At 66.3% G+C, this 13,392-nt stretch carries 4 protein-coding genes and 1 pseudogene; 1 reads left to right on the top strand and 4 read right to left on the bottom strand.

Translation table 11 applies throughout. The features are described from left to right. Positions 1-34: 34 nt before the first annotated feature. The 3 genes from B9C43_RS00800 to B9C43_RS00790 all read right to left on the bottom strand — a co-directional run bounded on the left by B9C43_RS00800 (position 35) and on the right by B9C43_RS00790 (position 5,611). The gene (locus B9C43_RS00800; RefSeq protein ID WP_143446206.1) at positions 35-1,660 is read right to left on the bottom strand and encodes a flavin monoamine oxidase family protein; all 1,626 of its coding nucleotides are present in this window, start codon (positions 1,658-1,660) and stop codon (positions 35-37) included. A 26-nt stretch (positions 1,661-1,686) separates the two neighbouring features. Further along, positions 1,687-2,508, bottom strand: a complete 822-nt coding sequence (locus tag B9C43_RS00795) for a carbon-nitrogen hydrolase family protein (protein ID WP_084424152.1) — start codon at positions 2,506-2,508, stop codon at positions 1,687-1,689. Between the two features lie 187 nt (positions 2,509-2,695). Next, the gene (locus tag B9C43_RS00790) at positions 2,696-5,611 is read right to left on the bottom strand and encodes an AAA family ATPase (RefSeq protein WP_084425506.1); all 2,916 of its coding nucleotides are present in this window, start codon (positions 5,609-5,611) and stop codon (positions 2,696-2,698) included. 449 nt (positions 5,612-6,060) lie between these two features. Between B9C43_RS00790 and B9C43_RS00785 the strand changes: the two genes are divergently transcribed. After that, on the top strand, positions 6,061-7,467 hold the full coding sequence (locus B9C43_RS00785; RefSeq protein WP_084424151.1) for a class I adenylate-forming enzyme family protein: 1,407 nt from the start codon (positions 6,061-6,063) through the stop codon (positions 7,465-7,467). Positions 7,468-7,690: 223 nt separating this feature from the next. Here B9C43_RS00785 and B9C43_RS00780 read toward each other — a convergent pair. Then, positions 7,691-13,390, bottom strand: a pseudogene (locus B9C43_RS00780) (SDR family NAD(P)-dependent oxidoreductase); the annotation flags it as partial. Between the last annotated feature and the right edge of the window lie 2 nt (positions 13,391-13,392).

Here is a 13,392-nt window from a genome sequence, read left to right as displayed (position 1 = left end):
TTTGTTTACTTCCAAAGAACCGGTCGGTCCAGGCTCACTCGCCCAGTTCGACCGGGGCGATCTCGTGGAAGACGTCGCCAGGGCCGGGGTTGTCCGGATGCGTCCGGCCACCCAGGTGGTCGACCACGCCCCACACCGCGTTCAGTGCGGTGGTCACGGCGCCCTCGGCGAACCCGGCGGTCCACGAGATGTCGTCGCCGCAAAGGAAGAACCCGCGGTGCCGCTCGGCCAGACCGCCCTGCATGAAGTGGCTGAACAGCCTGCGCTGGTAGCGGTAGTGGCCGGGCAGGTTGGACTTGAACGCGCCCATGAACCTCGGCTCGGTCTCCCACGTGATGGTCAGCGGCGCGCTGATGATGTGCGAGCGGATGTCCACGTCGGGGTATATCTTGTCCAGTTTGGACAGCAGTAGCTCCAGCCGCTGCTCGGCCGACAGGGTCGCGAACTTCAGCGAGTCGTCGTTCCACGTGTAGGACAGGCACATCACGCCGGGCTCGTCCGGGCCGGAGTCGAACAGGTAGACGCTGCGCGGCATCCGGTCGGTGAGGGTCATGCCCATGGTGCGCCTGCCGGTTGACGGGTCCGCGTCCAGCCAGAACGGCCGGTCGGTGAGCACGAACAACTTCGACGAACCCATGTAGTGCGTGCGTTCCACCGCGGTCCACAGTTCCTGCGGCAACAGGTCCGGGTCGCTGTCCACGTGGTTGAGTAGCGCCCAGACGTGCGGGCTGAACACCACCGCCGGGTAACGCTGTACGTGGCCGTTCGCGTCCTCGATCGCGTAGCCGTCGGCTTCGCGGCGGATTCGTACGGCAGCGGGTTTCGGTTGTCCCCCATGCAGATCCGACAGCGAGGTGCCTGCCGGCCAGTGTGCGATCGAGTCGGGCCGGTGCGTCCACAGGCCGTTCGGCAACTGCTGCGACCCGCCGACAATGATCATCTGCTCGTCGTCGGCGTCGGTGTAGACCACGCGCAGGATCTCCACGATCGAGTTCGGGAAATCCGTGTCCCAGCCACCGGTTCCGAACCCGACCTGGCCGAAGATCTCGCGGTGCCGGAACGACGCGAAAGCGGGCGAGGTCGCCAGGAACCCGTAGAAGGACTGGTCGTCGTACTGCCTGACCAGCTGGTTCCAGACTGCCTTGAGCGTCGGGATGTCCCGCTGCCGGATGGCGTCCTGCATGGTGAACAGCTCGGCGCGGTCCTGCAGCGCCTTCGCCCACGCGTCAGCCACTTCCTGGAACTCGTCGGGCAGATCCGCGCCGGACCGGGCCCAGTGCGAACGACCCTCGAGGTTCACCAGCGTGGCGGGCGTGCAGGCCGCCATCGGGTTGGGGAACGGGCGTGTGTCCAGGCCGAGCGTGTCGATATAGTGGAACAAAGTCGTTGCCGCCGCGGGGAAGCGCATGGCTCCCATCTCCGCGACGTAGTCCGGGTTCTCCGGGAACGGCACCGAACGCATCCGGCCGCCGAGCTGTTCCGCCTCGTACACAACGGGCCTCAAGCCGAGCCGCATCAGCTCGTACGCGGCGGTCATGCCGGACATCCCGCCGCCGATCACGGCGACCGGGGTTCCGTGCCGGTACTCCGGCACCGCACCGAGTCCGGCCGGGTGCCGTAACCATTCGTCGTAGGCGAAAGGAAAGTCCGGGATGAGCATCGTCACCCGGTTCACGCTGGCCGCGGTCACAGAGCAACCTCTCGATCGGTCGTGGGACCGAGCAGCCGCCCGTACAGGCCTGGCCGGCGATCCCGCAGATAAGGAGTGGCGGCACGAGCCGCGTGCAAGGTTTCGCGGTCCACATTGACCACCAGCAACTGGTCCTCGACGGGGGACGCCTGCTCGCTCGTGCCATCGGGCCAAGCGATCTGGCTCATCCCGCAGAAATGGCGCTGGCCATCCCGGCCGACCCAGTTCGCGTAACAGACGTAGAGCTGGCTTTCAAAGGCGCGGACCGGCACCACCGCTCGGGCCACGAATTCCCACGGGCTTTCCAGCGCGGTCGGCACGACCAGCAGATCGGTGCCGGACAGCGCGTGCGCCCGCACTGTTTCGGGGAATTCCACGTCGAAACACACCAGCAAGCCGACGACCAAGTCGCCGATCTTGGCCTGCACCACGGCCTGGTTGCCCGGAACGAACACCGCGTGTTCCATCGCGCCATAAAGGTGTGTTTTGCGGTAAACCGCGAGGGACCGTCCCGTGGCGTCGACGAGCTGAACGGAGTTGTGCAGACCGGCAGGGGTGCGTTCCGGCCAGCCGTAGACAATGGCGATGCCCGCGCGTGCAGCGATGTCGGCCATCGCCTGGTTGATCGGACCGTCCAGTGGCTCGGCACCGCTCACCGTCTCGGCAGGAGTCGACTGGTACCCCGTAGTGGACAGCTCAGGCGTCACCAGGAGGTCGGCACCGGCAGCCGCGGCGCGCTCGGCGACCCGGGCGATCCGGTCGAGTGGTGCCGCCCGCTGGCCTCGGTGCGGGGTGGCCTGCCAGCATGCGATGATCACGGCGCCCTCCTGGAAATGTGCGACCGAATCGCATTGGCACGACTGAAATACCCCTCACTGAAAAGATATTTCCCGCCATTCGACGCGACAACCCGACCACACCCCCTACCCATCGGGGTAAATGGTCAAGGGGTGTGCCAGACGCTTATCGCGCCTGTCACACCCCTATTGACAATCCTCGGCGGAATTACGCCTGTGAGTAGGCCGGCCGTGGCCTGCTCAACGATGACGCCAATGTCGCCGCCGGCGACGCGTAGGTCTTGTCGGCCATGTGGGCGTCGGGGGTGCCCGCGGGGAGACTGACCGGCAAGTCGGTGCGCCGCTTGATGTTCAGCTTCCGGTACACACGAGTCAGGTGCTGCTCGACCGTGCTCACCGTGATGTGCAGTTTGCGACTGATCTCGCGGTTGGTGCGCCCGAGCGCGGCCAGGGTCGCCACTCTGCGCTCGGCCTCGCTGAGCGTGGACATCCCCGCCGTCTCGGTCTTCGCGGCGTCGACTTCCCCGTCCGCGGACTTCCAGCTGACGGTCAGCTTGTTCGACAGCCACTCGGCGTTGCACCGCTTGGCCAGCTGCAGTGCCCGCCGGTGCACCAGCCGGGCCCGTTCCAGCTCGCCGACGGTCTGCCAGACCTGGCTCAGTTCGGCGAACGCCTGCGCGAGCTGGTAGCGATCCCCACTGGTCCACAACAGGTCCACGGCCTCGCTGAGCAACTGCAGCCGCTGCCTTTGCTCGCTGACCGACGCCAGGATGCTCAACGACACTCCCCGCATGCGCGGCGAGTCCGTGCCGATCATCTCCAGTTGCTCGGTGATCAGCTTGCGCGCCCGGCCCACCTGGCCGAGCTGGTTGAGCGCCTGCGCCAGCAGACCACGCCACGGCAAGACGTTGGGGTGGTCCAGCTGCCACGCCACCGCGAGGTCGCCGACCACCTTGAAGTCGTCGAGCGCGGCATGCGGCCGGTTGGTGGCCAGGTACAGCACTCCCCTGGCCGCCAGGTACTGCAACTGGTACCTGGTACCTGCCATGGTGTGCGGCACGCGGCGGTTGAGGTGCTTCGCCGCTTCGTCGAACTTGCCCATCATGGTGGTGGCCAGAACCAGGTGCGACAACGGAGATCCGATCGCCACACCCCAGCTGTGCGGCGACATGATCGACAGTGCCGTGCTCGCGTCGCGTTCCGCGTCGACGAGGTCGCCCCGCTGCAACCTGATCCCGGCCCGGGTGTCCAGCAACACCGCGGACCACGTGGTCGCGTAGTCCCGCTCTGCTTCTCGCAGCAGTTCGTCACACCAGTACATCGCCCGGTCCGACTGCCCCGCCGCGATGAGGTCGTGCAGTGCGCTGACCACCGACTCCAGCGAGACGTCACCGACCCGCGCGCCCTGCAGCACTTGCTCGGCGCGGTCGACCAGAGTGGGTTTACGTGCGGCGGCCGGATGGGCCGGATGGGTCCGCGGCTTGGCGAAGACCTCGCCCGGCCGGGGTTCGAAAATCCCGCCGGAGCCCTTGGCTGCCGCGAACACCTTGGGGTGCCAAGCGGCGAGCCAGTCGCGGGTGAGCTTGCGCTCCGTGGAGTCCTGCGCTCCCGGCACCGTCACCGAGTCGCCCACCAACTCCAGCGCCCGCACGGCCTCGTCCGGACGACCGAGCCACGCCAACGACCGCACCAGGTGCATCATTTCCCGGTCGCTGAGCAATCCCTTCGCCAGGGTCGCCTGCAACGGACCCAGGTGACGGGCGGCCGCCGCCGGGTTGATCGTCCACTGCATGGACGCGATCCGGGCCGTCAGTGTGGCGCGCATCGCCTCGTTGTCACAGGCACGGCTGGTGAATTCCAGATACCGCACCGCTTCCTCGACCTGACCGGCTGCCATCATCTGGTCGGCGTGCACCAATGCCTGGTCCACGCCTGCCTTGAGCACGTCGATCGCCCACGGCTCCTCGGCTTCACCGGCGGCGAGCAGGTAACCGACCACATCGGACGGTGCGGCACCGTCGTGGTAGAGCAGCTCGGCGGCTCGGAGGTTCAGTGTGGACACTTCCTCCGGGGTGAGCTCGTTGAGCACGGCCGCGGCCGCGGCCGGGGAACGGAACTGGGTGTCCACGGTCAATCCGGCCTGTGCCAACGCTTCCAGCGTGCCCGTCACCACCGACAACCGGACTCCGAGGAACCGGGCGACCAGTGCGGAGGTGGCGAACTCACCGAGCACCGCGATCGCCCTGGCGATCTCCACCAGTCTCGGCCCGCCCCGGTGCATACAGGTCAGCACCGCGCGGGTGAACGCCTCGCCGATCACCGGCTGGTCGAGCACCGCCGGTGGTTCGTCCTGCTGAAGGGCCGGCTGGTCGTCGACAAGTGCGTGCGCCAGCAAGGGGTTGCCACCGGTCAACTCGTGGTAGCCCGCCGCGACATCGAACGCGGGCTCCGCGTTCGTCCGCGCGGCCACCAGTTCACCGACACCCTTGATGGACAACGGCTGCAGCGCGAACTGACTGCAGTGCGGTTCCCGCAACGCCTCAGTGACCACAGTGGACGGAGCCTGCGCGTCGTGGGTGAGCAGCAGCATCACCTTGGCCGCGCCGATCCGGTGCTGCAGATAGGTCAGCACCTGCATCGAGCCGCTGTCAGCGAACTGATGGTCGTCCACGGTGATCAGCAGCGGCCGCTCGTGCGTCAGCTCAAGCAGCCGGACACAGACGCTGTGCGCCACCTGGGTTTCGACCGGCCAGCCGCCTGGCCGCCCGGCCCGCGCGGGCGTGGCCGCCGGTGCGATGAGCCCGGCGAGCAGCGCGGACAGTTCCGGCGGAATAGAGGCGCCGCGGCAGAACTGCTCGACGAGGCCGAAGCGCAGCATTTGCTCGCTCGCCGCACCGCTCGCCCGCAACACCGTCACACCGGACTGCACAGCCCGCTCTTCGAAGGCCCGCACAAGTGCGGTTTTACCGGTGGCGATTCCACCAGTAATCAATGCTATCTTCCCACTCCCTCTCGCGGTTTCGCCTAAAAGTTTCGTTAACTCCACGATGACATTGTTGCGTTCAACCAAACTCACGCGTCTTCCCCCCAGAGAAAAACGGTAGTTGTGCTGGCCATAGGTCATCGTCTGCTTCATCCTCAGCGGCAATCCCTTGCGGGATCGCCTAAAAAGCCACCCAGATGAGTTAAAGCAGACAACGTCCGCGTGGGAGTGTACCACACGACTGTCGCCGATCCGGGTAATCACTAACCTCCTGCCTTGACCGGAACTCGGCGAGCTTCGATCGATGCGTCAATCCAACCAATACATGACGCAATCCAACAGTCCTGTCAAGACCGTTCCACGCAGTGTTCCGCGATGGTCACCTAGCGGAAAACAGGCGCGGCGGCGGCTTTTCACACTCCCTCTGCATACCGTGAACACCCCGGTCCCCAGCCCGGCGATAAGGGCAGCTTAGGGGTGCCGGGGTGGACACCCCGAACCTAGCCTCGCTGGGAGGCGGCGCCTTTCGCTATCCGCGCCGTACTTCATGCGGACTCTCTGGGGAGCGCTGGCAGAAAGGGCTACGCGAGATGTCCTTCAACCTTTTCGCGGCGGATGATGTAAAGACGCCGACAGAGTTTGAGCAACACACACTGTCAGTAGCAGATGCCCTTCGGGATCGGGGTATCGGTTACGGCACTCGGGTGATGCTCAAGGCGGGCAACTCCGCCGCGTATGTCAGTACGCTCTTCGCCCTGATGCACGTCGGCGCCTCGACAGTGCTTGTCGACCACCAGGAGAAAGCCGACCAGACCAGCAGGATCGCGCGGCAGGCAGGCGTCAAGGCTGTCCTGGTGGACGACGACGCGCCGGTCGCCGCCGACGAATCACCCATTTACCTCTATGAACTGCTGGTCGCGGCCGCCGGCCGCACGCCTGCCGACGACAAGCTCTCGTTCGACCTGTGGAGCAGGCTGAACGACGGCTTGATCATGTGGTCGTCCGGGTCGACCGGGCAGCCGAAGGGCGTTGTCAAGAACGGCGGCAACTTCCTGCGAAATCTGGTGCGCAACGCCGAAACTGTCGGGCACCGCTCCGACGACGTGCTGCTTCCACTGCTGCCTTTCTCACACCAGTACGGGCTGTCCATGGTGCTGATCGCCTGGCTCGTCCAGTGCTCGCTGGTGATCGCGCCGTACCGCAGGGCCGACCGCGCACTGCAGATGGGCATCCAATGTGGTGCGACGGTGCTGGACGCCACACCTGCCAGCTATCGCAGCATCCTCAACATCGTGCGCAAGCGCCCTGGCCTGCGGGACGACCTGCGGAAGGTCCGGATGTTCTGCGTCGGCGCCGCGCCGATGGACCAGTCGCTTTCCGACGGCTACCAGGAGACTTTCGGCCTGCCGCTGCTGGACAGCTACGGCAGCACCGAGGTCGGCAACGTCTCGTTCGCGACGCTGGACGACCCGGTCGGCTGCGGCAAGGCGATGGACGGCCTGGAGATGCGGGTCGTCGACGAGAACGACAACCCCTTGCCGCCGGGTGAGCTCGGCGAGATCCTGGTCCGGTCGCCGGACATGATGGAGGGCTACCTCGACGAGGACGGCTCGCTGATCCCGGCTGACCGAGGCTGGTACCGGACGAACGACCTCGGTCACCTGACAGAAAAGGGCAACCTTTTCGTGGCAGGCCGGAAATACGCGGTGCACCGCGGCGGATTCACCCTATACCCCGAGGTGATCGAGCGGAAAGCATCCGTCGCGGCAGGCTGTTCGGTCCGCATCGTGGCGCTGCCCGACGATCGGATGGGCAGCCAGCTGGTTTTCTTCGTCGAGGACGACAGGGAACGCGAAGGCTCCTACTGGCGCGAGCGGCTCGCCGGCGCGTTGCCCGCGTACGAGCACCCCAATCGAGTGCAGGTTCTGGCAAATTTCCCGTTGAACCGGAACGGCAAACCGGACAAGAAGGAGCTGGAGCGAATCGCTTCGGCGTAGCCCAAGGGGAAAGTGAGTTACCTCACGGTAGTCCCGTGTGCCACCGAACGGAACGACCGCCCGCCTTCACGTCGATTTGACTTAACCGTCTAGGAAGTTACCAAACCCGGCTTGGCCCGAAGGGCCGAGCCGGGTTTTCGCTGTCGCTGCGGCGATGGGTCGTGAGAGGCATTCGGATTCGCCGGGCGGTGGGCACGTGCCCACTGCCCGGCGAACGTTTGCATTACCCCGGATTCGTGATCCTAAACATGCCGGACGAAATTTTTGTGAACGTCTCCCGAATTCGCTGCGCGGTGAAATCGGCGTAGTGCTCCATCATCGTGAAGTGGTTGCCGGGCACGTCGACCACCGAATGCTCGAGCTCCCACGCGGCTTGCCAGCCCGGCGCCCAGTCGGCGGCCATCGGTTCCATCGCGCGAACGAGCACGGTCGGCGCCGCGATAGGCCGAGGGCTCCAGTCGAACTCGCCGTACTGGATCATGGCGGTGATCCACGCGTCGCCCCAGCGGTCCCCGGCCGAGGCCAGCTCGAAGCCCTGGCGGCCCATCATCGCGTCGCTGAAGTCGTGACTGACTTCGGTGAGAACATCGCGTTGGCCAGGCGAATACGTGTCGACAAGGGCGACACCCGCTGCCGGACAGCCATGCTCCTCCAGCTGCGCGGCCAAGCGGTGGGCGATCAGGCCCGCCGCGGACTGGCCGAGCAAGACCAACGGCCGACCACCGAGATGCTTTCGCACCGACGCGACATGCAGTTCCAGCAACGCCTCAGCGGACGCCGGAAGCAGTTCCCCGACGAGATAGCCGGGCTGTGGCAGGACGAAGACGTCATGCTGGTCACGGAAACTCGCCGCGAAGCGCGCGTAGTGCGACGGATCCGGTTTGCCGACGATCCCCGCGAGGCACACGAACCCCAGATCGGCGGGGCCACTGGCGATCCTGACTGGCTCGGGCGGCGCACCGAAGTCGCCAGGCCCGCCGAACATCGCGCGAAACTGCCGCAGTTGCCGTGCGATCTGCAGAAAGTCGATCAGCCGTGCGGAAGTGAGCGCCTCGACGAACATCGCGCTGAGGCTGCCGACGGTTCCGGCCGGTGTGGTGACAGCGGCCGGTTCGACGGCCGCGGCATCGGCGTCGGGCAATCGCGTGCTCAGATAGCGCGCGAGTTCGACAGGTGTCGGATACTCGAACACCGCTGTGGCACGCAGTCGTACGCCGGTAGCGGCGTCGATGCGGTTGCGCAGCTTCACGGCGCTCAGCGAGTCGAAGCCGAGTTCGAGGAACTTGCGGCCAGGTTCGATGTCTTCCGGGCCCGCGTGGCCAAGGACAGCAGCGGCATGGGTGCGTACGAGCTCAAGCAACGAGCCCTCGGCCGGCGCCGAAGCCACCGTCACCGCCGGGCGGTCCAGCTTGATCGGCACCAGCACGGCGTCGTCCACCGCCAACGCAGCGTCGAACAACGCGAGGCCCAATGCCGTTGACAGCGGCTGGGCGCCGTTCTGGTTGCGCTGGACGTCAGTCAGATGGCCGGTCATACCGCTCTGCTCGGCCCACAACCCCCACGCGAGCGCCTTGGCAGGCAGTCCGAGCGCGCGGCGGTGCTGCGCCAACGCGTCAAGGAAAACGTTGGCGGCGGCGTAGTTTCCTTGGCCAGGGCTGCCGAATGTGCCCGCGGCCGACGAGAACAGCACGAAGTCCGACACATCGCGGGTGAGCTCGTGCAAGTTCACCGCTGCGTCCACTTTGGACTGCATGACCACGTCGACCTGTTCGGGCGTCAACGATTCGATCACTCCGTCGGCGAGCACACCCGCCGCGTGGATCACCGAGTCGACGTGGACCGAGTCAAGCAAACGCGCGAGAGCGGCTCGATCGGCGACGTCACAAGCCTCGATCCGGACCTTCGCCCCCAAGGCCACCAGCGATGCGTGCAGATCGAGCGCGCCGGGCGAGTCCAGGCCACGCCTGCTGGTCAGCACCAGGTCCCGCACGCCGTGTGACACCACCAAGTGCTTGGCCAACGCACTGCCCAACGTCCCGGTGCCACCGGTGATGAGCACCGTGCCACGTCCCAGCGTGACTTGTGTGGTGGGACTTGGCACGGCGGTGAGCTGGGGAACGTAGACCTTGCCGTCCCTGACCGCGACTTCCGGTGAGTCGCCTGCCAGCAGGAGTTCCCCGGAATCGCTGTCGAGAAGGATGAACCGGCCAGGGTGTTCGGACTGCGCGGACCGCAGCAGGCCACAGACCGGTGCCGCGGCGAAGGCGTTCACCTGATCACCCGGCCGGACAGCCACCGCGCCAGAGGTGACCACGACCAGTTTGCTGTTGTCGAACCTCGAATCGGCCAGCCACTGCTGAACCGCGCGCAGAATGCGGTGGACGGCCGCACGAGTACCGGAAACGTCGCCGACCGAGACGCGCATGACGACGAAGTCCGGCACGGCTTCAGGCACTTCAGCCACGTCGTCGACCACAACGTTGTCACCGATGTCACTCGGTGTCGCGGCACTCCAGTCCACCCGGTGCAGGGCGCCATCCACGGGTGTCGAGAACGGCCGCAGGGCAAGCGATTCAGCGGTCAGCACGGCCGCGCCGCGATCGTCCACAACAGACACAGAGACGGCAGCGGGACCGGCCGGAGCCAGTCGGGCACGCAACCGGGAGGCACCGGAACTGTGCAGGCTCACGCCATTCCACGAGAAAGGCAGGCCACTGACGTCAGGCCCGAACGTGCCGAGGCCAATCGAATGCAAAACGGAGTCCAGCAAAGCCGGATGTACGCCGTACCGGTCGGGTTCGTTGCCAGACGGCAATTCCACCTCGACGAAAAGCTCGTCACCGTGCCGCCATGCCGCGTTCAAACCACGGAACGAAGGCCCGTAGCCCAATCCGGCTGAGGCCAGCGTCGAATACAGCGAATCGGCCGCGACCGGAGTCGCGTTCACCGGCCAGTCCCATTCCGCGGCGACGTCGGCTTTGGGTGCCAAAACTCCTTCAGCGTGCCGAATCCAGTCCTCTGATTGCCGGGAATAGATCGTGATCGCACGGTTTCCTGAGTCGTCCGGCGCCGCGACGCGTGCCTGGAGTTCGACGCTGTCGGTCAATTCCAACCGGGCGTGGATTGTCAGATCGTCGACTCGGCCGCAACCGGCCAACGCACCCGCCCGCATGGCGATCTCGAGGAAACCCGTGCCTGGGAACACGATCCGGTCCTTGACCCGGTGGTCCGCCAGCCACGGCAACGTCTCGAGCGACAAGGTCGCACTACAAACCAGCTCTCCGCTGTCCGCGAGCTCAACGGCCGTGCCCAGCAACGGATGCCCAGACTGTCGAGCCGGACGCGCCTGCGCCCAGTACCGGCGACGCTGGAAGGCATACGTGGGCAAGTCGGTCGTCCGGGCGGACGTATCAGCGAAAACACCGTCCCAGTCGAGTCGGAGTCCGCGCACGTGCAACTCCCCCACCGCGGTCAGCAACGCGCCACGACCGTCGTGGTCTCGCCGCAAAGTCCCGGTGACCACGCAGTCGTCTGCGAGGCTGTCCTCAAGCGGGACCGTGAGCACCGGATGCGGGCTCGGTTCGACGAAGAACCGGTGGCCGTCCTCGTACAGGGCCCGGGTCACCTGCTCCAGCTGAACGGTCTCGCGCAGGTTGCGGTACCAGTAGGCGGCATCCAGGTCCGCTGCGATCCGAGAGCCGGTGACCGTGGAGTAGAAGGCGACCTTCGGCGGCTGGGAGCTGACCCCCGCGAGCCGGGTCAGCAGTTGCTCCCGAATCGCCTCGACGTGCGCCGAATGGGACGCGTAGTCGACGGCGATCCGCCGAACCCGGACGTTCTCGCCGGTCAGGGCCGACTCCAGCTCGGCGAGCGCGTCAAGATCACCGGAGACCACGACAGAGTCGGGACCGTTCACAGCCGCAAGGCTCACCCTGCCCAGATGGGGTGCCATGCGCTCGGCGGACAGCCCGACGGACATCATGCCGCCGGAACCGGCCAATGCGGCCAATGCTTGTGCCCGGGCGGTCACGACCAACGCGGCATCCGCGAACGACAAAGCACCAGCGACACAGGCAGCGGCGATCTCCCCCTGGCTGTGCCCGGCGACCGCAGACGGCTGAACTCCGTACGAACGCCATACCTCTGCCAGCGACACCATCACTGCGAACAGCGCAGGCTGAACCACGTCCACTCGGTCCAACGCGGCCTTGTCGCGTAACACATCGAGCAGCGCCCAATCGGTGTGCGGCTCGATGGCATCTGCGCACGCCTCCATGCTCGCCCGGAAGACCGAGGACGAGCCGAGCAGGTCAAGCGCCATACCGACCCACTGCGACCCTTGCCCGGGAAAAATGAACGCGACCTTGCCTTCGCCATCGGCGACGCCTTGCACGACAGCGTCGTCCATCGAGTTGTCGGCCACGGCCCGCAGACCACGGACGAGCTCGGCCCGATCGCTCGCCACCAGAACAGCCCTGTGCTCCAATGCCGCTCGTGTGGTCGCGAGGGAATAGGCGACGTCCACGAGGCTTGTGTCCACATGAGACACGAGAGCCTTGGCTTGGTCCCGTAGGGCTGCGTCGGTCCGGCCGGACAGCACGAAAGGCACCGCGCCGGTGAATTCCGGCCGGCTCGGTTCGTCAACGGGTTGCGCTTGCTCGAGGATCACGTGCGCGTTCGTGCCGCTGACACCGAACGAGGACACACCGGCCCTGCGCGGACGATCGCTCCTCGGCCACGGCGCGGCTTGCGTCAACAGCCGGACCGAACCGCGAGTCCAGTCGACGTGTGCGGAGGGCTTGTCCACGTGCAACGTCTTCGGCAGTTCACCGTGGCGCATGGCCAGCACCATCTTGATGACACCGGCGACTCCGGCGGCAGCCTGCGTGTGCCCGATGTTGGACTTCACCGAACCGAGCAGCAACGGATGCTCCCGATCCTGCCCGTACGTTGCCAGCAACGCCTGAGCCTCGATCGGATCACCAAGGCGCGTCCCGGTTCCGTGCGCCTCCACGACATCCACGTCGGACACGTCGAGTGCCGCGTTCGCCAGCGCGGAACGGATCACCCGCTGCTGAGCAACTCCGTTCGGCGCGGTCAGGCCGTTCGAAGCACCATCCTGGTTCACCGCGGACCCACGAATGACGGCCAACACCTGATGCCCGTTGCGCTGAGCGTCGGACAGCCGTTCCAACAACAGCAGGCCGACACCCTCACCCCAGCCCATCCCGTCGGCGGCATCGGCGAAAGGCTTACACCGCCCATCGGATGCCATTGCCCGCTGCCTGCTGTAAATGCGGAACAGCAGAGGATCAGTCATCACGGTCGCGCCTCCGGCGAGTGCCAGCGAGCACTCGTTCGACCGGATAGCCTGGCATGCCTGGTGCAACGCGACCAAGGACGAGGAGCAGGCCGTGTCCACAGTGGCCGCTGGACCTTCCAGCCCGAAGACGTACGCGATGCGGCCGGAGATCACGCTCGCGGCGGTGCCCGTGGCGAGGTAGTCCTCGTGCTCGGAGTTGTCAAGCAGATGCGTCGTGTAGTCCTGGCCATTGGTGCCGATGAACACGCCGGTCCTGGTGCCCCGCAAGGAGGTGGGATCCATACCGGCCCGCTCGAAGGTCTCCCACGAGGATTCCAGCAACAGCCGCTGCTGTGGGTCCATCGCGGTCGCCTCACGGGGACTGATGCCGAAATGGCCCGCGTCGAAAAGCCCTGGGCCAGCGAGGAATCCACCGCCACGGCTGTAGCTCGTGCCCGCCTTGTCCGGATCCGGGTGGTACAGGGCGTCCAGGTCCCAGCCACGGTCGGCCGGGAAGTCGCCGATGGCGTCAGTGCCGTCCGCCAGCAGCCGCCAGAACCGCTCAGGAGTGTCCGCTCCACCAGGGAAACGACAGGCCATACCGACGATGGCGATCGGCTCGT

It is taken from the genome of Kibdelosporangium aridum (assembly GCF_900176515.1).
Taxonomy (GTDB): Bacteria; Actinomycetota; Actinomycetes; order Mycobacteriales; family Pseudonocardiaceae; genus Kibdelosporangium; species Kibdelosporangium aridum.
This window is presented reverse-complemented; position numbering and strand designations above follow the sequence as displayed.